Genomic DNA, 20,786 nt, shown 5'->3' with positions numbered 1-20,786 from the left:
GTTTTCTTAAACTTAGTGTAATTTTGTTAGCTACATTAATTTTAGGGAGAGAGGGAGAGAGGGATAGGGGGGAATAACTGGAAACTCCTAACTCCTAACTCCTAACTCCCCACTGTCAAATTTTAGACCGAGCCGCCTGCAGCTTGAAAGCGAGCGCGGGCGCGTTTGAAGGCTTGATTTGCCTGGAATTGTGCTTGGCGATCATCTGCTGTTACCTGACTTAGCCCTGCTTGTGCTTCGTTAAAAGCAGCACGAGCTTCCTCAATGTTAATAGTGTCGCCACGTTCAGCACTGTTAACCAGAATTGTCACTTCATTGTCATCGACTTCAGCAAAACCACCCAAAAGGGCGATCGCTTGCCAATTCTGATTTTTGCTGGCACGAACTCGCATGACCCCGGTATCTAGGGCGGTCAAAAGTGGCGCGTGACCACTCAAGATACCTAGTTGACCAGTGGTGCTGGGTAAAACTATTTCTTCAGCTTCAGCATCCCAGACTGTTTTATCTGGAGCAATTACACGGACGGTTAATGTCATAAGTTTTCAACAATCAAGAGTCAAGTGTCAAGAGTCAAGTGTCAAGAGTCAAGTGTCAATATTTTGACGTTGGACTCTTGACTGTTTGACTTTGGACTAATTTCTAACCTTTGAGTTTTTCAGCTTTAGCTTTCGCTTCGCTAATGTCACCTACTAAGTAGAAAGCCTGTTCTGGTAAAGCATCCAACTCACCAGACAGAATTTGCTGGAATCCTTTGATAGTATCTTCCAACTTCACATACTTACCAGGAGAGCCGGTGAATACTTCTGCTACGAAGAATGGCTGAGATAGGAAGCGCTCAACCTTCCGCGCCCGTGCTACGGTAAGACGGTCGTCTTCAGACAATTCGTCTAAACCCAGAATTGCAATAATATCTTGGAGTTCTTTATAACGTTGCAGGGTTGCTTGTACAGCACGGGCAGTGTTGTAGTGTTCATCACCGACAATGTTGGGCTGTAGCATGGTGGAGGTAGAATTTAAGGGGTCCACAGCTGGATAAATTCCCTTAGATGCCAAACTCCGAGACAGCACTGTAGTTCCGTCCAAGTGAGCGAAGGTGGTTGCAGGTGCGGGGTCGGTCAAGTCATCCGCTGGTACGTAGACGGCTTGAATGGAGGTGATTGAACCTTCTGTAGTTGAGGTAATCCGCTCTTGTAATGCACCCACATCGGTTCCTAGTGTAGGCTGGTATCCTACCGCTGAGGGCATCCGACCCAACAGCGCCGATACTTCTGAACCTGCTTGTACGAACCGGAAGATGTTGTCAACAAACAGCAACACGTCTTGCTTGTTAACATCACGGAAGTACTCAGCTACTGTCAATCCAGACAGACCCACGCGCATTCTTGCTCCGGGTGGCTCGTTCATTTGACCGTATACCAGAGCAATTTTCGATTCGTTGAGGTTGTCTTTGTTGATCACCCCAGATTCAATCATTTCGTTGTAGAGGTCATTACCTTCGCGGGTGCGCTCACCCACACCAGCAAAAACCGATACACCACCGTGCTGGGTAGCGATGTTGTTGATCAACTCCATCATGATCACGGTTTTACCAACACCCGCACCGCCGAACAGACCAATTTTACCACCGCGTCGATAGGGAGTTAGCAGGTCAACCACTTTAATCCCAGTCTCGAATACAGAGGGCTTGGTTTCTAGTTCAGTGAATTTAGGAGCAGGGCGGTGGATGGGTAAAGTGGCCTCAGCGTTTACAGGGCCTTGATTATCAACTGGTTCGCCAAGAACGTTGAAAATCCGACCTAAAGTCGCTTTACCAACTGGCACGCTGATGGGAGCGCCAGTATCAACGACTTCCAGACCACGTACTAAGCCATCGGTGGTACTCATAGCGACAGCCCGCACTTGATTATCGCCCAGCAGTTGCTGTACTTCGACGGTCAGGTTGATGTCCTGTTTAGCTTCGTTTGTGCCTTTGATGGTCAGAGCGTTATAGATTTGTGGCAATTTCCCGCCGGGAAATTTTACGTCTACAACCGGACCGATGATTTGGGTAATGAAACCGATGTTTGTTGTTTTTACAGTGGTGACCATGCTGCGCCTAATGGTTGAAGCTATATTTCAGATAGGGCTTTGACACTCCCATACCTGCAATGTCATCTTTCACTTTACCACTGGAGGGAGCATATCGGCTTTAGCATTTCCTTAAAAAACAGCGTGACCGCTTAGGTTCGCAGCGCATTGTCAATAGGCTAAATCATAACTGCCGGATCAGCGCTCCCTGATCCGGCAGTTAGAACCTAACGTAGTCTTTTATGCTACACAAATAATTGGTGTCAACTTCAGCCGGAAGTATGAAAAATCAACGTTTTGCCCGAAAGATTAAAACCTAATACGCAATATGTCGTAGGGGCACGGCATCCACAATCTTTTGGTATATATATACAGTAATATTATCGACGCCGTGCCCCTACCATCTGTCTTAACACCAAGCGTATTGGATTAAAACCTGTCGCTTAAGCTTGCTCTTGCGGCTTATATTTTCGGCGCAAAGCTAAACCAAAAGCACCAGCTGTCAATGAACCCAATATACTCAAAGGTTCAGGAACCGAATCAACAGTGAGATTGTCATACAAATTGCATTTGCAAATTCTCTTAATATCCCTAAGATAAATATAAAACTGCTTTATCTTCATACCTCCATCGAGTGATTGCTTATGATTTTCTCGTCAGCGCGACAATATTTTTACCAGGAGATTCAGCAGCTTGACGAGCATATCGACCTGGCTAAAGCAGCTTTATATATTGCCCAAGAAGAATATCCCGACCTTGACCCAGAAGAATACCTCAATGCCCTGGATACAATGGCAGTGGAACTCCAAGAACGCTTGCCTGACTCACGCTATCCGCTGCGGGTTATACAATGTATTAATCAGTATTTATACGATGACTTGAGATTTTCTGGCAATAAAATAGACTACTACGACCCCCGCAATAGCTTTCTCAATGATGTCATTGACCGCCGACTGGGAATTCCCATTACTTTGGCGCTGGTTTACCTGGAAGTGTCGCGACGAATTGATTTTCCCATGATGGGAGTGGGAATGCCAGGACATTTCTTGATCCGCCCAGATATTTCTGATGTGGAGATGTTTGTGGATGCGTTTGATCGCGGTAATGTAATATTTTCCCAAGATTGCCAGGAACGACTTTCGGACATGTTTCAGCAACCTGTGACACTAAAACCAGAATTTCTAGCCCCGGTAAACAATCGGCAATTTTTGGCGCGGATGCTCACGAATCTGAAATTTATTTACCTCAAACAGCAGAATTTAGCAAAAACCCTAGCCGCTGTAGACCGAATTTTGCTGTTGTTTCCCGATGTCAGCTTAGAATTGCGCGATCGCGGTCTTATCTACTATCAACTCGGTCACTACCCCCAAGCTGCTGACGACTTGCAAACCTATCTAGCCAAGGTTCCCCAGGCTGAGGATGCAATTGTCATTCGCCGTTTGCTTACTGAGATGGGCGGTTAGGGGGGAGAATCACAATAACCAATATCAAATCCGCTTAAATGAACACACAAACGTTCGGGAACAGTGCTGTGCCCCTACAAATACCATGTGCAATCAACCGGATTTGATATCACCAATCACCAATGACAAATGACCAATGACAACTGACAAATGACCGTCAACGTACTTCTTCAGCTACGCGCTTGAGACGGCGTAACTGTGCTTGCATATCTTGTTGAGTCCAAGAGGCTGCAAAGGTGTTGAAGCCCCAACTGACTAGGGGATTGGGAACATCGAACTCAAAGCGGTTGAGTAGCTGTGTTCCCTTCTCTATTGGTTGACATTCCCAGCGATCGCGTCCCGTGAAAAATCCCTGAAATTCCCAGACTACTAAACCTGGTTTTCTTTCGACGACAACGCTGTAGAGCGTGGGTTTAATTACAGGAATTTGAATTATAAACCGACTTTGACTGCCAACATCGGTACTCCAAACTCCCTTCACAGGTTCACAACGCAGAACTGGGTTAAGCCAGCGGTGCATGAGAGTTAGATCGGTAATACAACGCTCAACCACCGTTGCTGTAGCATTAATTTGAATCGACTGTTCCAAAACTTGGGACATTCTACATTTTTGATGCAGTTGTCCACCTAGTCTAGCTCAAATTGAACACATCCAGTTAATTACTGGATCAATTGACTCTTGACAATCCCTACGAAAAAAATATGATACGCAGCTTTAGTCCTAAAAGTAAAAATTACTCTTGATATCGGCGACAGATATGTTTTTACTGGTAAGTTGATAAGCAAAACACTAATGTACGTACAGGGAAGATTGTTCCGAACAATTTACTCCAGTAACATCTGCAGTGTTTTCGGCGAACACTTAACCTTAATTCCAGAAACCCATGAACACAACTTGGCCAGGAATAACTCAGGTGATGGAAGTTGGTTTGTCGATGAAGGTGCAGCAATTGTTGGCACAATCGCCAAGTCTACCAACTAATCAACCAGAGGCGCAGCAAGGAATTGGCGGTCCCCAAGAGATTTTAAATCATCTGTGGGACTCTACCCCCCGCTTACTCGAAGCAGTAGCAATTTTATTCATTGGGTTGGTAATTGCTGCGGTTGTAGCAGCAGTGATCAGGGGAATCGTCAATCGTACAGACATAGATAACCGCATTGCTTCCGGGTTGACAGGTCGAGATAATCTTCCCCAGGTGGAGCAATTAATCTCCGGCTTAGTCTTTTGGAGCATTGTCCTGTTAACGGTGGTCGCAGTTTTAGATAAACTAGATCTGCAAGTAGCCTCTGAACCCCTCAATAATTTTCTCAATCGAATTGTTGGCTATTTGCCAAACTTACTGGGTGCGGGAATTCTTTTGGGTGTTGCTTGGTTATTAGCAACCCTTGTGAGGCTGGTTACGGTACGCGCATTACAAGCCCTGAGATTGGATGAGCGTCTGAATGAGCAAACACAAGATGGTAGACCAACTCCCAATCAGTTGTCTATTAGTGAAACTATTGGGACTGCGCTTTACTGGTTCATCTTTTTGCTGTTTCTCGTCCCAGTTCTCACTAGTCTGGGGCTAACACAGGCACTACAACCAGTACAAGCTCTGATTACGGAAATTATCTCAATTTTGCCCAAGATTCTAGGGGCGACAGGAATTGCAGTAGTTGGCTGGTTCGTGGCAAATATTGTCCGCCGAATTGTCAGCAACTTACTAGCGACAACAGGAATCGACCATTTAGGCAGTCGGTTTGGACTGTCTCCATCAACAGGAGCGCAATCTCTATCAAGTATTATAGGCTTAATTGTCTATATTTTGATTTTGATTCCTGTAGGGATTTCCGCCTTGAATGCTTTGGAAATTAAGGCCATCTCAGACCCCGCAATTGCGGCGTTACAAGAGATTCTCAAAGCCTTACCCGGAGTTTTCACCGCTGTAGGCATTTTGATTTTTGCCTATTTCCTGGGACAATTTGTGTCGGATCTAGTTACCAGCATCCTCACAAGTATAGGCTTTAACAACATTTTCCAGATCCTGGGTCTACCAGTCCCCTCCAGAGAAACAGCATTCTCTGAAGAAGAAGGAACAACAGCGCCAGCACCAACTCGCACCCCATCAGAAATCGTTGGGATTATTGTCTTAGTTGGGATCTTACTGTTTGCAACTGTCGCAGCGGTGAATATTCTGAATATTCCAGCCCTGACAGTACTGGTAACTGGCATTTTAATCATCATCGGACGGATTTTAGCTGGATTAGTCATATTTGCCATTGGCTTGTTCCTCGCCAATCTAGCTTTTAACATCATTACGAGTTCCGGCGATTCCCAAGCACGAGTTTTAGGTCAAGTAGCGAGGATTTCGATCATTACTCTAGTATCTGCAATGGCGCTGCAACAAATTGGGGTTGCTCCTGATATTGTGAACTTAGCCTTTGGACTTTTACTAGGTGCGATCGCAGTTGCTATTGCTTTAGCTTTTGGTCTGGGTGGTCGCGATATTGCCCGTGAGCAAGTGCAAAATTGGTTAGAGTCTTTCAAAAGTAAAAACTAACTTCGACAAATAAAGGGGCAGATTTACCCTGAGTTCTCAGCAAGTGCAGCTACAAGCATCGAAAGTGTAGTCAATATCCCGGTAATTCTGCTCCAGAAGTGTAAAATTCTCGCTTTGAGCTTGGATGTTTGAGTCTAGAACTTGACACTCCGAGTTCAAAGCTTAAATTTTGCTGTTTGAAACAGGAATATTCTCGTTTGAAACAGGAATGTTCTCGTTTGAAACAGGAATATTCTGGTTTGAAACAGGAATATTCTGGTTTGAAACAGGAATATTCTGGTTTGAAACAGGAATGTTCTCATTTTACCGAAAAACTGAGTTGCCCTCGTTCCCAATACTGCGTAGGTTTTGAGCGTTATACCACAATACAGTTCAGTTAGGCTTGAATGATATACACTGTAGGGAACATCCAAAATTTTTTCTTCTAATGACAATTTTATTCGTGCCGTGCCCCTACGACAATTTTCCTTAACTGAACTGTATTGCGTTATACCATTTCACCAAAACTCTGATACATATAGAAGCCAGTAGGGGCACGGCATTGCCGTGCCCCTACCAACGTATTTGTATCATACTTAAAGTAATCCTAATTCTTCTGGAAAACCCAGCATAATGTTGAGGTTTTGGACAGCGGCGCCCGATGCGCCCTTACCCAGATTATCGAGACGCGCCACTAACAGAGCTTCTTGGGTATGATCATTGGCGAATAGGAAAACCTGAACAATATTAGTGTCGTTAAGAGCGATCGCATCTAAAAAAGTTCCATCGCGCAACAGTGTAGAATCTTGAAATGGAGCGACATGGACAAATTTTTCGGTTTGGTAATAGTCGGCGATCGCATCATAAATAACTTTACCTGCGGGTGGATGCGGCAAACTCCACAATGGCAAAGGTATCTGTACCACCATTCCTTGTTCAAAATCTCCGACTGCTGGGACAAACAACGGGGGTGATGCTAACCCAGAGTATTGATGCATTTCTTTAACATGTTTATGTCCAAACTGCAAACCATAGACACCATAGGAATAAAGCGATGTTTTGCCTGTTTGCTGTTCGTGGAATGTATCATACTTTTGGATGAGATTTTTACCGCCACCAGAGTAGCCAGAAACTGCATTAATAGTGATGGGAAAATTCAAAGGAAGCAGTTCCTTAGCTATCAACGGACGGATACAAGCCAAAAAACCTGTAGGATAACAGCCTGGGTTGCTGACAAACTGGGCGCTGGCGATTTTCTCTCGCTGGACTGGGTTTAATTCGGGAAAACCATATACCCACCCTGAAGCTGTGCGATGGGCCGAACTCGCATCGAGAATTTTCACCGTCGTACTGCTGACTAAGCTAACAGCTTCACGGGCTGCGTCATCAGGTAAACAGAGAATAGCCACATCAACAGCATTAATCAGTTTCGCACGTTCAGTTGCATCTTTACGCTTAGATGCTTCCAGGCTAACTAACTCAATGTCATCCCGTCCGTTGAGGCGCGAGTATATCTGTAAACCTGTGGTACCTGCTTCCCCATCAATAAAAATCTTCGGTTTAGTCATGCGTCCAGCATTTTGAGGGATTGCCAACCTTTAAATTATCTGATATTTGACGCCATAGGAAGTAGCATCACCGATGACTTTAACTCGTCACAGGCTTCTCAACTGCCCAAGGACACAATAAAAAACGCTGGAATGTTATCTGAATTTCACCCAGGTTAATCGCGGTTTTCCTTGCTATGCCATACCCTAATAATCACCACGATGCCCACATCCACCCTGTAGCGTAGAACATAACTACCTGTTCCGAAAGGCAAGAATAATTCACGCCGCCCTGTATCATCATTCATGGGCTTACCTATTTCGGGAAAATCTGCAAGAGTTTTCGCACCACCACGTATAACCTCAGCGGCTCGGCTAGCCGCCTTTGGGCTTTGATCTTCAAGGAAACCTCGTAGCCTGACTACATCTTCCAGGGCTTCCGGCAACCAGACTATTTTGGACATGGTAACTCGCTTTCACTTCCGTTACATAAGACTTAGACAAAGTTAGACAAACCTGTACTTTGTTGCTTACTTCCTGCTTTATCCTGGTAACGTCGGCGTTATCCAGTCCACAGGCTAACACTGTCTAACTGACAGCTAGGCTCAAATTGATCGCAGCGTTCAAATCACGGTCAATGACAAAGCTACAATGACCGCATTCAAACACTCGCTCATTTAAGGTAAGTGTTTCTTTTTTTGTTCCACAATTCGAGCAAGTTTTAGAACTGGGAAACCATCTGTCAACTACAACCAGCTTAGAACCGTAAAGTTCACATTTGTAGGTTAATTGACGGCGAAACTCGTAAAAACCCATATCTTGGATAGATTTAGCCAGTTTATGATTAGCCATCATCCCAGACACATTGAGGTTTTCAATCACTACTGTGCCGTGGTTCTTAGCAAGTAATGTTGTCGCTTGGTGCAAGGTATCTTTTCTAATGTTGGCTATTTTTTTATGCAGTCTGGCTATTTGCAATTGTGCTTTCTTCCAGTTAGCGGAACCGATAATTTTGTGGCGATGTAACCATTGCATTTTGCTCAACTTGACTTGGTACTTCTTGTAGGACTTTGCACCGGGAATTACCTCACCAGTAGAGAGAGTAGCCAAGGTTTTGATACCAAGGTCAACACCTACAACATCTGTGTGTTCTGATTTTTGAGTTTCCAGTTCAAATCGAAAACTAATAAACCATCTATCAGCTTGACGGCTAATTGTGGCAGATTTAGTTAATACTTGAGGTAGTCGCTCATAGGTTTTGAGAACACCAATTACAGGCACTTGAATCTTGTTGCTGCTTAAGATTTTCACTGTGCCTTCAAGCGTGAAAGAATCACGTTTACCTTTTTTCTGGAAACGGGGAACACCAGATGTTTTATTAAAACAACGTTTCCAAGCTTCTCGCAACGCCATTAAAGCTTGCTGTGGAGTGCTTTTAGAGCATTCGTAATACCATTCATTTTCTGACTTTACTAGTGCTACTAACCATTTATGAAGGTCAATAGCACTAGGAAATTTGATTTGAGAATCAGGATTTACCTTGTTATGGTCTAAGATTTGTTTTGTTAAAGCCAGTCCCCAATTCCAAGCATGACGAGCTACACCACAATGCTTCATTAATGCAGTGCGTTGTTGATTGTTCAGTTTCAATTCTGTCTTGAAACCTAATAGCATGACAATTCGAGAACCTCCTAGCTAAAATCCTCTATAATATCTAGTATATCAGACAATACAGTTAATTAATCATGCCCAGAATAAAGTTTAAGCCAGACAACGAAGTGGCGTATGATAAAGTTCCGGTACAGTTCAAAGTCTTACCCGGAGTCAAGGAAAAGCTCAGAGCCGTTCCTAACTGGCAAGAACGGCTAAGAGTATTCGTTGATGAGTTAATTGCTGAAAACTTACCCAAAAATGAGTAGCAATGGGTAGAGATGGGTAGAAATTAAGTTACAGTTTCATACCCCACGAAGCCAACCATTGATCAACGGCTTCACTAGAAACAGCATTGCCGCTCGCCTGGTAGCGCTCCCATCTCTCCCTGTCCTCACGCTTTTCACGCTCATAAGCCTCTTCGCGCTCAACATATTCAGCGATAGCAACGCACATTAACCAATGTGGGCTACGGTCTTTTACCTGACTAAGCGCCTTAAGCCGCTCATGAAGCGCGGCATCCAGCTTGACACCAGTATTAACTGTTTTAGACATTTCCGGTTCTAACATATAACACCTCTTACAACCTAGTTATACCATTTACAACCTCTTACAACTTACGGTCAATTTCTCAATCTTACCTTGTTTTGTAATTCATCTTTAATTCTGTTAAGAATAGAATTTTCATCCAGAGTTGCTAAAATTTTGCTGACAACTGCTTTTGGTCCATCTGGTCCCCAAGTCGCGCCATTGGCTAAATAAACTTTGGTCACTTGTCCAATACCATAGGAAGAAACACCAGCTACACCTGCTTGTGTGAGGGCGACTGATATATAGGGTCCAATAGCCGCACCAGCGGTAGCGGTTGCAGAGATACCAAGTAAAGTTTTCAGTCCACTTAAACCTAAATTTGCTAGTAGTTCGCTGACACCAATACCGCCCATACTCAGGGCAATTTTTTTGAGTAATTGTAAGGCACCGGTTTCGGTCATGGGGATGCCGTAGAGTTTAGATAAACCTAAAATGAGAAAAATATCGATAACAATACTACTAAGTATATCTACAACTGTCACCGGATTGAGAGCGATCGCCGTTGCTTTGGTCATGACAGCTTTCCAAATCAACTGATTAGCAGCTTGTTCGCGAATTATCAATTTACGCTGCACTAATTGCTCGTTCACAGTGTCAGCATAAAGCATCGTGTTGAGAGCTACCAAGGCTTTCCCCTCCCGCTGCAAAATCTCTAAAATTTTCAGCTTCAGTTCTTCAACTTGGGCGTTACCTGTCCGCAATTGCACACCCCTGCTACCATCGGGGCGACGAATCGCCATTTTTACCAATGGTGATGCTGCAGCCATGACAATTTCTAGGGGCGAGACTAACTCTTTTACTCTGTCATCCCTAATTTTATGATAAATTGCCATGCGGTCTGCTTCTGGATACTGGTCTACTTTGTTAAACACCAGAATTATCGGCTTACCAGCTTGGCGCAATTGGGAAAGGGCTTGGTGTTCTAGCTTTGTCATATCACCAGAAATCACAAACAGAATTAAATCTGCTTGTTTTGCTATCTGTTCAGCTAATGCAGCACGGGTTTCACCATCGATTTCGTCTAATCCTGGTGTATCAATTAATTCTACCTGTGATTGACCTGTGCCCGGTAGGGTGACTCGTAAAGACCCCCCAATCCCTTCTTCATGAATACTCCAATTTACACACTGGGCATCACGGGTAACACCGTGTAAAGGGCCAGTTTCAAACACAGGTTTTCCCACCAAGGAATTGAGTAAAGAAGATTTACCCCGTCCCACCATCCCAAAAGCCGCAATTTGCACCACCATGCGGTCTAATTTACTGAGCATGGTTGCTAAATCAGTAATTTCGGTTTCCAAGCCGGCTTTTTCTTGGGGGCTGAGGTCGAGACTGGCTACCAAATTACGCAGCGCCGTTTGTGCTTGTTTATAATTGAGTTCCGTTTGAATGTCTTCAAAGCTGAAAATGGCACTATCTAGTTCTTCGGACCAATTGGGCGAGTCGCTGTGATGTGGTTCTGGTAATGTCGAAGTCATGTCAATCTTGGATTTTGGATTTACCTCTGTTGCGATCCTAGTTATTTTTAGCAGAGGTTGACAAATGGGGAAAGAGCTAAAAAACAGAAGTGAAATAGGTTGCAGTCTTGAACTGGGACTCACAGACTCAATCTCGTCTGAAAATCCTCACCCAAAGATTTTATGGGCTTTTCGAGGCACGACTAAATAATGTGATCGGCTGCGTCGTCAATCAAATCCATATAAATATTTCATGAAGAAGTATTTTCTTCTGGTGAATGGTAGGTCTGATCCCACACCCAAAGATTTTATAGGCTTTTTGAGGCAACACCCTCTAATGGGATCAATTGTCTTTCAAGGGTAGGTATTTAACAAAGGTATGTTTTAGCAGGTAAAATACTTATCTGACTGTCCTCAGCAAAAATATCTAAGGGTGCATCAGGGGAAGGCAAGTAATAAAAAGTGAGGAATTAAGAGAATAGACTAGAAAAATGATTGAAAAAATGCCAAATCTCACAAAGCCTCAAGCAGTTGTACTAGCAATGTGGACTTTTGGGATAGTAATGACCCAATCAAGCGGGTTAACAACAGTTTCAGTTTTTTTTAGCAGAACTACTGGGCAAAAAGGAAAATATTGTACGTCAGCAACTGCGAGAATGGTATCGAGACGCATCCGATAAATAGTCTTGTCCCAGAAGTTGGTCAGTCATTCGAGGCATTTGTTTATTCGCTACAGAGATATTTTTGAATTTGTTAGTCCCTCATGTCAGCGGCGATCGCGCTCTAGGTCGTAGATCACTTTTTCCAAGTACCAGTTATCTGATTGCCCTGGTTGTTTTCGCCGCTGGTGTGCCAAAAGTCTTTTGGCTAATGCTACGTCACCTTTGACCAGAATGAGCAAGTCGCTTTGGAGGTATCTATTTTTGGGGTCAGTGCGGTATGAGCGAGAAACTTTACCCCGTGGGCGGCTGGTAAACTTGGATACGAAGGTTTGCCACTCGCAATGAATATACTGAAACAGTCGTATCAAAGCGACTATGCAGTAATAGATAATCAAAAGGTTGAGCAGAAGATTGATGAGAATTTCCATAGGAATTAAAAGGTAGATGTTCAATTCCACGATGTGGGGAACTTCCTGATAGAAACATCGGGAAAACCTCGGATTTTCAAGTTTCACAGCTACGTTATGAAAAAACCGTCCACACCCCTGCGGTAACATGAAGGCGGAAGCTGCTACAGGGTTGACGGAAGCTGCTACAGTCTGCGCGAAACACGCAAACGTGAAGGCGGAAGCTGCTACAGGGTTGACGGAAGCTGCTACAGTCTGCGCGAAACACGCAAACGTGAAGGCGGAAGCTGCTACAGGGTTGACGGAAGCTGCTACAGTCTGCGCGAAACACGCAAACGTGAAGGCGGAAGCTGCTACAGGGTTGACGGAAGCTGCTACAGCCAGCGCGAAACACGCAAACGTGAAGGCGGAAGCTGCTACAGGGTTGACGGAAGCTGCTACAGCCAGCGCGTATTGTCTAACAGAGAAATAATTTCGTGACTATACCTTCCCAATCCCCAATCCCCAATCCCCAATCCGGTGGGACGTAAAAAGTAGTAAAGTGAAAAATGCATCTCGTAGCGTTAGGAACTTGACTAAATCACCTGTGCGGAAAATCGTTATTGCCGGTAACTGGAAAATGTTCAAAACTCAGGCAGAGTCCAAAGAGTTTTTACAAGGATTTCTGCCCACCTTGGAGGAAACCCCCCAAGATCGGGAGGTTGTATTGTGCCCTCCCTTCACTGACTTAAATATTTTGTCACAGAGTTTGCATGGTAGCCGTGTACAACTGGGGGCGCAAAATGTCCACTGGGAAGAAAATGGAGCCTATACGGGTGAAATTTCTGGCCCCATGCTCAAAGAAATTGGTGTGCGTTATGTAATTGTCGGTCATAGTGAACGACGCCAATATTTTGGCGAAACAGACGCAACTGTTAATTTACGCCTAAAAGCGGCGCAAAAGTACGGTTTGACGCCAATTCTCTGTGTCGGCGAAACTAAAGAACAACGGGATGGGGGAAAGACGGAATCGCTGATTATCAGCCAGCTAGAAAAAGACTTGGTGGATATTGATCAAAATAATTTAGTAATTGCTTATGAACCAATTTGGGCAATTGGCACAGGTGATACTTGTGAATCTACGGAAGCTAATCGAGTCATTCGCTTAATTCGTAGTCAGTTGAGTAATCCTCATGTTTCGATTCAATATGGCGGCTCAGTCAAGCCAAATAATATTGATGAGATCATGGCTCAACCAGAAATTGATGGCGCTTTAGTGGGTGGCGCGAGTTTGGAAGCTGAAAGTTTCGCCAGAATTGTCAACTATTCTGTAGTCGTCATTCCCGGTGTACACCAATAACAGGTCAACCACCCACCACTAATTGCTTTCGCGGAGCGTGTCGTAGACAAGAGCAATCTAGTGGGGGCTTGAAAGAGTCCAGTTGACCAGACTAAGTACTTTGAGTACTACGTTAGAGGCAGGAGTTTAAAGACCTACCAGGGAATGCGTAGCTAGTTCCCTGCTCTAGAAATTGAGGATTAAACATCTGTACAAGGGTTAAGGAAGTGTTCTCAATATAGTTACCGACCTCTAACATTGTCGAAGCTAACATTACCCGTAAGGAGGCTCGAATGAGCAGAACATTATGTCCAAAGTATTTGTTTTAGACACAGAAAAAAGACCATTAGACCCAATTCATCCCGCCAGGGCTAGACAGTTATTAAGGAACAAAAAAGCAGCGGTATTTAGACAATTTCCGTTCACAATCATCCTCAAAAAATCTCATCCTGATTTACCAGTAACACCACTGCGATTAAAGCTTGATACTGGTGCTAAAACAACAGGAATAGCATTAGTCGATGATGCTACTGGAGAAGTTGTATTTGCTGCTGAATTAAAGCATAGAGGCTTTGCAATTAGAGATGCTCTAACCTCTAGGAGACAATTAAGACGTAGCAGAAGAAACCGTAAAACTCGTTACAGACAACCACGGTTTTTAAACAGAACTCGCCCAGATAAATGGTTGCCACCGAGTTTACAAAGTCGGGTTGAGAATATTAAAACTTGGGTTGAAAGATTACGTAAACTTGCACCAATACAGGCTATTAGTCAAGAGCTAGTTCGCTTTGATATGCAGTTAATGCATAACCCAGATATCCAAGGTGAAGAATACCAACAAGGTACACTTGCCGGTTACGAGACGCGAGAATATCTACTAGAAAAGTGGGGTAGACAATGCGCTTATTGTGGTGTTAACAATGTGACTTTTCAGGTTGAACACATTCACCCACGAGCTAAAGGAGGTTCAAATTCGATTACAAATCTTACCTTAAGTTGCGAGAAATGTAATACTAAAAAAGGGACAAAAGACATTAAAGACTTTCTGAAAAAAGACCCATCAAAATTAAACAAAATTTTGACACAAGCTAAAAGACCGTTAGCCGATGCAGCAGCAGTAAACACAACTCGGTTTGCATTGTTGAACGCATTAAAAGCAACGGGATTACCTATAGAAACAGGTTCAGGAGGATTAACAAAGTTCAATCGTAGTCAACAAAATTTAGAAAAATCTCACTGGTTAGACGCGGCTTGTGTTGGGAAAACAACGCCAAAATTGATTATTAAAGGTGTTAAACCATTGTTGATTACAGCTAACGGTCATGGCACTAGGCAATCGTGTCGCACAGATAAATTTGGTTTTCCAAATCGACATTGCTCTAGAACTAAGTTTCATTTTGGTTTTCAGACTGGGGATATTGTTAAGGCTGTTGTCACTACTGGTAAAAAAGTTGGTGAATATATTGGAAGAATAGCAACTCGTACAACTGGAAGTTTCAACATCTCGACCAGAAACGGATTAGTTCAAGGAATTAGTCACAAAACTTGTAAACACATTCACAAAAAAGATGGTTACTCTTACGCACAATAAAAGATTTAGAAATTACTCAACTGTTTCCCTTACGGTTTCTGCTGTGCAGAAAAATGTTCAGGAACCGTTTGCCTGCGGCACGCTACGCGAACATAATTTCTCTCCCATTCCTCCCACCACTAATCGGAGTACCGATATAGTGGGGGTCTCCTGGGAGGTTTAGATGATGATTCGCGATCGCTGTTTCCACTGGGGACAGCAAAGTTATCTTATGGGCGTTTTAAATGTCACGCCTGATAGCTTTAGTGATGGTGGTGAGTTTAACTCTACCACTACTGCTTTAGCACAAGCTCAAGCTATGGTAGCTGCTGGTGTTGATATTATCGATGTGGGTGGTCAATCAACTCGACCAGGGGCTAAACAAATCACCCTTGCAGAAGAACTTGAACGGGTGCTATCGGTGTTGCAAATCTTACGCCAAGAGATTTCAACACCGATTTCTGTAGACACAACTAGGGCTACTGTCGCTAAAGCCGCTGTGTCCTCTGGGGCAGATATGATTAATGATATTTCTGGCGGTACATTTGATGCTGAAATGTTGCCAACAGTCGCCAGCTTAGATGTGCCAATTGCGCTAATGCATATCCGGGGAAACCCGCAAACTATGCAACAACTGACTGATTATCAAGATTTAATGGCAGAGATTTCTAGTTTTTTGTCACAACAAATTACGGCTGCAACTGCTGCAGGGATTAAGCCGGAGAAAATTATTATTGATCCTGGGATTGGCTTTGCTAAAAATTATGAGCAAAATTTAGAAATTTTGCGCCGCTTGCGGTCATTAAAAGCGCTCAATTGCCCAATTTTAATCGGAGCATCTCGTAAAAGTTTCATTGGTCGCATTTTAAACCAACCAGATCCCAAAGCGCGAGTTTGGGGAACAGCAGCAGCTTGTTGTGCGGCTATTTTTAATGGTGCGGATATCCTCCGAGTTCACGATGTCAGAGAAATCCGCGAAGTGTCGCTGGTGGCTGATGCAATCTGGCGACAGTAGAAGCCAAAATAACCAAGGAACTAAGTAGGTAGGCGCAAATAAACCTTACTTGCTTTGGTCGTCATTTGTCATTTGTCATTTGTCATTTGTCATTTGTCATTTGTCATTTGTCATTTGTCATCGGTAAGGGTTTGGGGAATATTTACGTTTTGTAATATAGTTCGGTGCAATTACCGACTTACTTAACAAAAAAATAAATTATCAGAGAAAATCAGGGTTTTTGGCGTCGTTCGATGATCTGTAGGGGCGCAAAGCCTTGCGCCCCAAACCATAATCAAGCTCACATAGCCAAATGGGTCTTACCAAAAAAACTGGGTCTAAAGCCCCGTCCTTCTAGGACGGCTTTTTGGTAAAATAGTGGCAACAGGCAGGGCATTGTCTGTCGGGCTAGGTGATGTAAGACGGGCTATGCCTGCTATTGCTGTTTGAATCCAGAATCCCTGAACTTTCAGATCAGGGAGTATGTCAACTCTATTCGCCACCAGCTGCTAGTAGTCTGTCAATTTTGTTTTGCAATTTTGTTTTGAGGGATTTTTGGTAGTGTGAGCGTCTCGCTCACGCGGGCAAGATGCCCGCACTACAGTCCATCATTTTTATCTTGACAGAGTACTAGGGTTGGGGAAAAATTCAAAGCCTCTCCCCTTGTAGGAGAGAGGTTTTCCAGATCCCGTGAAAAGTCAGACAAATTACAGATTTTTTTAATTGAAAGTCCCTAAACACCATTTTCGGAGTTTTTACCATTAGGGTCGTGAACTACAGACTCAGCAATCAACTCCTGAAACATTTCTGTGGAGTTGGCTGGATCAACAAAGACAATTTTGGCATTATTGCTCTCACCGAGTTTTTGGCTGGCCTGGACATAATCTTGAGCGACAAGATAGCGCAAGATTTCCTTGCTTTCAGGATGCGCCCGTAAAGCCTCCGCAATTATCTCCACTGAAGTCCTAGTTCCTTCTGCTTTCTTAATCGCAGCTTGTCTTTCTCCTTCTGCTGCGGAAATTACCGCCCGTTTTTTGATTTCAGCGGCTCGCTCCTCTTCCATTGACTTCCGCACACTTTCGGGCGGGTTAATGGACTGAATATCTAACCGGATAATCTCGACTCCCCAATCTGTCGTGATCGGATTCAATTGCTCTAATATAGCTCTGTCCATATCAGCTCTTGACATAGTAGCCTCCTCCAAGGATCTTTGGGCAATAATTTCTCGGAGTGTGGTTGTCGCTAGCTGGTTCAAGGATGCTTGGAGGTCGTCAATTTCATAAAAGCTTTTTTGTATATCTCTAATCCGCCAGTAGAGAATAGCATCTACTTCCAGGTAAATGCCATCTCTGGTGATCACGTTTTGAGGCTTGATGTCTAAAAGCTGCTCTCGTGTTGTATCCTCCATCACAATCTGATCGACGAAGGGAACTATGAAGTTCAATCCGGGCTTAAGTTTGCGATGATACTTCCCTAATCGTTCCACTAGGGCTTCATTACCTTGATTAATCAGCTTGGCAGATCCTAATGCATAACCTATAAGCGCTAAGACTATAGCAATGATTGGCTCCATATATGCTCCTATGAGTGCTGTTGGCGCAAGAGATTTTAGTTTAAAGGACATGGTACTACCTTGTCCTACCTTTAAGTCTAATGTTTTGATTATGTAATTTTAGAAACACCAGCAGTAATGTCTGATGACAAGTCGCCGTGGATCTTGTGGGTCTTTTGCAGGCAGGACAAGTTATCGGAACGCAATCGCTATTAAAGCACCTTGATTACACGCTGGCAAGCAGTTACTTCTTGACATACTCCCCGGCGTGAACGCACGGGGATTCTTCACGCTTCATTGACAGATACTACCGAAGTAGGTTTACTCCGTCTCGACGTGCATTTAGAGTCGTGGCAATGCCCTATCCCGACTTTTTCTATATTCTTAGCAGCATTTCCATCGCGATCATGTTCGGTCCCGCAATTTAAGCACTTAATCTGGCGCACCTTTCAATCAAGTTTGCCCCACTTAAAACCGCATTCAGAACAGACTTGACTAGTTGGTTCCCATCGACTAATGACATGGAAAGTTCTATCATATTTTGCCGACTTAGCCTCGCATTGTGTCCGAAACTCACGCCAACCCTGCAAACTAATTACTCTTGAAAGTTTGCGGTTTTTAACCATCCCAGACACATTCAAATCTTCTAAAACAATAGCTTGGTTTTCGCTAACAATCTTAGTTGATAATTTGTGCAGAAAGTCTCTGCGGGTGTCGGCGATTTGGTTATGACGTTTTGCGATTTGAATCCGGGTTTTGTCCCGCCGCTTTGAATCTTTATGTTGTCGTGCTAATTTCTTTTGTAGTTGGCGAACTTTCCTGTCAAGCTTTTTATAGCTAGGACTTTCAGCTTTTTCACCATTACTCATTACCGCAAAAGTCTTGATACCTAAATCAATCCCGATAGCGCCAGCGTTAGCGACGCAGGAGCGTCTAGTTTGGCTTTTAGTATCAAGGCTGACAGGCTCAATATCAACCACAAAACTTAAAAAATAGCGATTAGCACAATCTTTAATAATAGTAACTGAGCTAGGTTCACAAGGTAATTGCCTAGACCAAATTGGAGCAACATTTCCAATCTTGGCTAGGTACACCACCTCTTTACTAATAGAGAAACCGCCACGAGTAAGACGCGCAGACTGTTGATTCGTTTTCTTTTTAAATCTAGGGCTACCTAGTTTCTTGCCTTTTCTTTTGCCTTTTAGGGAATCAAAAAAGTTCTTATAAGCAGTTCCTAAATCCGCGACTGATTGCTGCAAAGCAATGCTAGCTACGCTACTCAGCCAAGAACGCTGCTCAGTCTTTTTACTTTGGGTTAATACTAATTTTTGCAGATCCCCATTGCTAGGAAGTTTCTCGGACTGTTTGCACAAAGCCAAAGCATCATTCCAAACTACCCGCACACACCCAAACAACTGAGCTAGGCTCGTTCGTTGTTGATCTGTTGGATAGAATCGGTATTTATATCTGGCTTTCACGCTTTGTGTTATAGTTGGTCTGTATCTATAATATAACTTGGTCTGTAGAAAATGTCAAGTGATTTTCGTCGCGAAAGACACAGTGTTACAGACTTAAAACTTCACTTGGTCTGCATTACTAAATATCGATTGCCTATACTCACCAACGAGAGTCTTGCTTTGATTAAAAAGTCATTTAGCGAAGTATCTGAAAAGATGAATTTCAAAGTACAGGAACTTAACGGGGAGGTAGACCACGTACACGTATTAATTGAATATCCTCCTAAATTGTTTATCTCTCAGATAGTGAACGCGCTCAAAGGGGTTTCGAGTCGTCGCTATGGACAAGAGGGATTTAAGAAACCGCTAGGAAAAGACGCTTTATGGAGTCCTTCTTATTTTGCCTCTTCAGTAGGCGGCGCACCCTTGGAGGTACTAAAAAGATATATACAGAATCAATTAAAGCCGTCCTAGAAGGACGGGGCTTTTACCCATTTTTTCGGTAATTAACTTTACTGGCAATGGTTATTTAGCAGAATATCAAAGCGAAAAGTGGATTGCCGACAAACCTGAACCGCTATAATTAGGCAAAAAAACGGTTTTGTTCGGGTTTTTCCATCAATGATAAGATAAATCTGTAGGGGGGCGATCGCTACTCCAAGCCCACCAGACAAAACCACATTGGCAATTGTAGAACTCTTGCCATTTGCGCCCATGCGCTTCTGTCAACACAGGCGATCGCCGATTGATCCAAACTTGTACAGCTTCTCGGCTACTTGAGTTACAACTAGGACAACAAAACTTATAGGCGTGAATTGCCTGATTCGTCCATTCAGGGGGAACGGGAGCAAAAGCATCCATGTACTTCACCAATCAGTGACCAGTTATCAGAATACAGGTTGAAAACCCCTTGCCTTTTGTCAACGTGATAACTGTTTACGACTCTACAGCAAGCTTTGTAGGGGCGCAAGGCTTGCGCCCTTACCAAAGAAATGGGTTTAAAGCCTCGCCCTTCTAGGGCGACTTTGATATAATATTGCCATGATTACACTAAAGTTTAAGCTGTACGAACACAAAAGGAATAGACACCTGAAACGCATGATCAACGCCGCAGGGGTGATCTATAACCATTGTATTGCTCTACATAAACGGTACGAAAGCATGTGGAGCAAACACTTAAACTGTGCAAAACTCCAGTCTCATATTGCCAAATTAAGAAAACGTCATCAATTTTGGCAATCAATAGGTTATAAAGCAGTGCAAGATATCTGTCAACGCATAGAGAAAGCCTACCAATTATTTTTTAAACATAATAAGAAAGGAGTCAGACCACCGGGTTTTAAAAAGGTTAAAAAATCCAAATCATTCACGCTTAAACAAGCAGGTTATAAACTCTTAAGTGGGAATAGAATTAAAATTGCCAATCGAGTTTATCAATTTTGGAAATCTAGATAGGTAGAGGGCAAAATCAAAACATTAACCATTAAACGCACTGCACTCCGAAATTGCTAATACCCAGGCTGTAGCTCTTA

23 protein-coding genes and 1 pseudogene are annotated in these 20,786 nt (G+C 43.5%); 10 read left to right on the top strand and 14 right to left on the bottom strand.

Annotation, left to right across the window (positions count from 1 at the left end; translation table 11 throughout):
* Positions 1 to 122: 122 nt before the first annotated feature.
* The 3 genes from atpC to HEQ19_25680 form a co-directional block, all read right to left on the bottom strand.
* Complete coding sequence (gene atpC / locus HEQ19_25690) at positions 123 to 536, bottom strand: ATP synthase F1 subunit epsilon (GenBank protein ID WYM02371.1); 414 nt, start codon at positions 534 to 536, stop codon at positions 123 to 125.
* A 103-nt stretch (positions 537 to 639) separates the two neighbouring features.
* Complete coding sequence (gene atpD, locus HEQ19_25685; GenBank protein WYM02370.1) at positions 640 to 2,088, bottom strand: F0F1 ATP synthase subunit beta; 1,449 nt, start codon at positions 2,086 to 2,088, stop codon at positions 640 to 642.
* A 422-nt stretch (positions 2,089 to 2,510) separates the two neighbouring features.
* Complete coding sequence (locus HEQ19_25680) at positions 2,511 to 2,690, bottom strand: PEP-CTERM sorting domain-containing protein (protein ID WYM02369.1); 180 nt, start codon at positions 2,688 to 2,690, stop codon at positions 2,511 to 2,513.
* Positions 2,691 to 2,711: 21 nt separating this feature from the next.
* Here HEQ19_25680 and HEQ19_25675 point away from each other — a divergent pair, with 21 nt between their 5' ends.
* Positions 2,712 to 3,530, top strand: a complete 819-nt coding sequence (locus tag HEQ19_25675; GenBank protein WYM02368.1) for a SirB1 family protein — start codon at positions 2,712 to 2,714, stop codon at positions 3,528 to 3,530.
* Positions 3,531 to 3,687: 157 nt separating this feature from the next.
* On the opposite strand, the gene HEQ19_25670 is transcribed toward HEQ19_25675, so the two are convergent.
* Positions 3,688 to 4,131, bottom strand: a complete 444-nt coding sequence (locus tag HEQ19_25670) for an SRPBCC family protein (GenBank protein WYM02367.1) — start codon at positions 4,129 to 4,131, stop codon at positions 3,688 to 3,690.
* A 283-nt stretch (positions 4,132 to 4,414) separates the two neighbouring features.
* On the opposite strand from HEQ19_25670, the gene HEQ19_25665 reads away from it, so the two are divergent.
* Entirely contained in the window at positions 4,415 to 6,070 is a 1,656-nt protein-coding gene (locus HEQ19_25665) for a mechanosensitive ion channel (GenBank protein WYM02366.1), read from the top strand.
* A 128-nt stretch (positions 6,071 to 6,198) separates the two neighbouring features.
* Positions 6,199 to 6,450, top strand: coding sequence for a hypothetical protein (locus HEQ19_25660; GenBank protein ID WYM02365.1), 252 nt, complete (start codon positions 6,199 to 6,201; stop codon positions 6,448 to 6,450).
* Between the two features lie 195 nt (positions 6,451 to 6,645).
* Here HEQ19_25660 and argC read toward each other — a convergent pair whose 3' ends face one another.
* The 3 genes from argC to HEQ19_25645 form a co-directional block, all read right to left on the bottom strand.
* A complete protein-coding gene (argC, locus tag HEQ19_25655; protein ID WYM02364.1) occupies positions 6,646 to 7,617 on the bottom strand; it encodes an N-acetyl-gamma-glutamyl-phosphate reductase in 972 nt (323 codons plus the stop codon).
* A gap of 155 nt (positions 7,618 to 7,772) precedes the next feature.
* A complete protein-coding gene (locus HEQ19_25650; GenBank protein ID WYM02363.1) occupies positions 7,773 to 8,060 on the bottom strand; it encodes a type II toxin-antitoxin system RelE/ParE family toxin in 288 nt (95 codons plus the stop codon).
* Between the two features lie 124 nt (positions 8,061 to 8,184).
* Positions 8,185 to 9,270: an RNA-guided endonuclease TnpB family protein gene (locus HEQ19_25645; protein ID WYM02362.1), complete on the bottom strand. Its 1,086-nt coding sequence runs from the start codon at positions 9,268 to 9,270 to the stop codon at positions 8,185 to 8,187.
* A 71-nt stretch (positions 9,271 to 9,341) separates the two neighbouring features.
* Between HEQ19_25645 and HEQ19_25640 the strand changes: the two genes are divergently transcribed.
* Positions 9,342 to 9,515: a hypothetical protein gene (locus tag HEQ19_25640; GenBank protein WYM02361.1), complete on the top strand. Its 174-nt coding sequence runs from the start codon at positions 9,342 to 9,344 to the stop codon at positions 9,513 to 9,515.
* Between the two features lie 28 nt (positions 9,516 to 9,543).
* On the opposite strand, the gene HEQ19_25635 is transcribed toward HEQ19_25640, so the two are convergent.
* From HEQ19_25635 to HEQ19_31350, 3 genes are all read right to left on the bottom strand, one after another.
* Complete coding sequence (locus HEQ19_25635) at positions 9,544 to 9,816, bottom strand: ribbon-helix-helix domain-containing protein (GenBank protein ID WYM03621.2); 273 nt, start codon at positions 9,814 to 9,816, stop codon at positions 9,544 to 9,546.
* Between the two features lie 53 nt (positions 9,817 to 9,869).
* A complete protein-coding gene (locus HEQ19_25630) occupies positions 9,870 to 11,315 on the bottom strand; it encodes a GTP-binding protein (protein WYM02360.1) in 1,446 nt (481 codons plus the stop codon).
* 745 nt (positions 11,316 to 12,060) lie between these two features.
* Positions 12,061 to 12,471: a hypothetical protein gene (locus HEQ19_31350; GenBank protein ID WZI67019.1), complete on the bottom strand. Its 411-nt coding sequence runs from the start codon at positions 12,469 to 12,471 to the stop codon at positions 12,061 to 12,063.
* 40 nt (positions 12,472 to 12,511) lie between these two features.
* Here HEQ19_31350 and HEQ19_25620 point away from each other — a divergent pair, with 40 nt between their 5' ends.
* The 4 genes from HEQ19_25620 (at position 12,512) to folP (ending at position 16,266) form a co-directional block, all read left to right on the top strand.
* Positions 12,512 to 12,835, top strand: coding sequence for a hypothetical protein (locus HEQ19_25620; protein ID WYM03619.2), 324 nt, complete (start codon positions 12,512 to 12,514; stop codon positions 12,833 to 12,835).
* Positions 12,836 to 12,949: 114 nt separating this feature from the next.
* Complete coding sequence (gene tpiA / locus HEQ19_25615; protein WYM03618.1) at positions 12,950 to 13,702, top strand: triose-phosphate isomerase; 753 nt, start codon at positions 12,950 to 12,952, stop codon at positions 13,700 to 13,702.
* Between the two features lie 286 nt (positions 13,703 to 13,988).
* A complete protein-coding gene (gene iscB, locus HEQ19_25610) occupies positions 13,989 to 15,272 on the top strand; it encodes an RNA-guided endonuclease IscB (GenBank protein ID WYM02359.1) in 1,284 nt (427 codons plus the stop codon).
* Positions 15,273 to 15,435: 163 nt separating this feature from the next.
* Positions 15,436 to 16,266, top strand: coding sequence for a dihydropteroate synthase (gene folP / locus HEQ19_25605; protein WYM02358.1), 831 nt, complete (start codon positions 15,436 to 15,438; stop codon positions 16,264 to 16,266).
* A 712-nt stretch (positions 16,267 to 16,978) separates the two neighbouring features.
* Here folP and HEQ19_25600 read toward each other — a convergent pair.
* The 3 genes from HEQ19_25600 to HEQ19_25595 form a co-directional block, all read right to left on the bottom strand.
* Positions 16,979 to 17,818 carry an SPFH domain-containing protein gene (locus HEQ19_25600; GenBank protein WYM03617.1) on the bottom strand — a complete coding sequence of 280 codons (840 nt, stop codon included), beginning with the start codon at positions 17,816 to 17,818 and terminating at the stop codon, positions 16,979 to 16,981.
* 266 nt (positions 17,819 to 18,084) lie between these two features.
* Complete coding sequence (locus HEQ19_31345; GenBank protein WZI67018.1) at positions 18,085 to 18,243, bottom strand: zinc ribbon domain-containing protein; 159 nt, start codon at positions 18,241 to 18,243, stop codon at positions 18,085 to 18,087.
* A 3-nt stretch (positions 18,244 to 18,246) separates the two neighbouring features.
* Positions 18,247 to 19,275, bottom strand: coding sequence for a transposase (locus HEQ19_25595; protein ID WZI67017.1), 1,029 nt, complete (start codon positions 19,273 to 19,275; stop codon positions 18,247 to 18,249).
* Positions 19,276 to 19,326: 51 nt separating this feature from the next.
* On the opposite strand from HEQ19_25595, the gene tnpA reads away from it, so the two are divergent.
* Positions 19,327 to 19,728 (top strand): IS200/IS605 family transposase, encoded by a 402-nt coding sequence (tnpA, locus tag HEQ19_25590; GenBank protein WYM02357.1) that lies wholly within the window; start codon positions 19,327 to 19,329, stop codon positions 19,726 to 19,728.
* A gap of 144 nt (positions 19,729 to 19,872) precedes the next feature.
* On the opposite strand, the gene HEQ19_25585 is transcribed toward tnpA, so the two are convergent.
* Entirely contained in the window at positions 19,873 to 20,115 is a 243-nt protein-coding gene (locus HEQ19_25585) for a hypothetical protein (protein WYM02356.1), read from the bottom strand.
* A 180-nt stretch (positions 20,116 to 20,295) separates the two neighbouring features.
* On the opposite strand from HEQ19_25585, the pseudogene HEQ19_25580 reads away from it, so the two are divergent.
* Positions 20,296 to 20,706 (top strand): annotated as a pseudogene (locus HEQ19_25580) (RNA-guided endonuclease TnpB family protein).
* Positions 20,707 to 20,786 lie beyond the last annotated feature (80 nt).

It is taken from the genome of Gloeotrichia echinulata CP02 (genome assembly GCA_038087035.1).
Classification (GTDB): Bacteria; Cyanobacteriota; Cyanobacteriia; order Cyanobacteriales; family Nostocaceae; genus Gloeotrichia; species Gloeotrichia echinulata.
The sequence above is the reverse complement of the archived record's forward strand: the minus strand, read 5'-3'. Positions and strand labels throughout refer to the sequence as shown.

Coding starts and splice junctions, on each gene's coding strand:
- atpC (WYM02371.1), bottom strand. CDS start 536: ATGACATTAACCGTCCGTGTAATTGCTCCAGATAAAACAGTCTGGGAT.
- atpD (WYM02370.1), bottom strand. CDS start 2,088: ATGGTCACCACTGTAAAAACAACAAACATCGGTTTCATTACCCAAATC.
- HEQ19_25680 (WYM02369.1), bottom strand. CDS start 2,690: ATGAAGATAAAGCAGTTTTATATTTATCTTAGGGATATTAAGAGAATT.
- HEQ19_25675 (WYM02368.1), top strand. CDS start 2,712: ATGATTTTCTCGTCAGCGCGACAATATTTTTACCAGGAGATTCAGCAG.
- HEQ19_25670 (WYM02367.1), bottom strand. CDS start 4,131: ATGTCCCAAGTTTTGGAACAGTCGATTCAAATTAATGCTACAGCAACG.
- HEQ19_25665 (WYM02366.1), top strand. CDS start 4,415: ATGAACACAACTTGGCCAGGAATAACTCAGGTGATGGAAGTTGGTTTG.
- argC (WYM02364.1), bottom strand. CDS start 7,617: ATGACTAAACCGAAGATTTTTATTGATGGGGAAGCAGGTACCACAGGT.
- HEQ19_25650 (WYM02363.1), bottom strand. CDS start 8,060: ATGTCCAAAATAGTCTGGTTGCCGGAAGCCCTGGAAGATGTAGTCAGG.
- HEQ19_25645 (WYM02362.1), bottom strand. CDS start 9,270: ATGCTATTAGGTTTCAAGACAGAATTGAAACTGAACAATCAACAACGC.
- HEQ19_25640 (WYM02361.1), top strand. CDS start 9,342: ATGCCCAGAATAAAGTTTAAGCCAGACAACGAAGTGGCGTATGATAAA.
- HEQ19_25635 (WYM03621.2), bottom strand. CDS start 9,816: ATGTTAGAACCGGAAATGTCTAAAACAGTTAATACTGGTGTCAAGCTG.
- HEQ19_25630 (WYM02360.1), bottom strand. CDS start 11,315: ATGACTTCGACATTACCAGAACCACATCACAGCGACTCGCCCAATTGG.
- HEQ19_25620 (WYM03619.2), top strand. CDS start 12,512: ATGAAGGCGGAAGCTGCTACAGGGTTGACGGAAGCTGCTACAGTCTGC.
- iscB (WYM02359.1), top strand. CDS start 13,989: ATGTCCAAAGTATTTGTTTTAGACACAGAAAAAAGACCATTAGACCCA.
- folP (WYM02358.1), top strand. CDS start 15,436: ATGATGATTCGCGATCGCTGTTTCCACTGGGGACAGCAAAGTTATCTT.
- HEQ19_25600 (WYM03617.1), bottom strand. CDS start 17,818: ATGGAGCCAATCATTGCTATAGTCTTAGCGCTTATAGGTTATGCATTA.
- tnpA (WYM02357.1), top strand. CDS start 19,327: ATGTCAAGTGATTTTCGTCGCGAAAGACACAGTGTTACAGACTTAAAA.
- HEQ19_25585 (WYM02356.1), bottom strand. CDS start 20,115: ATGGATGCTTTTGCTCCCGTTCCCCCTGAATGGACGAATCAGGCAATT.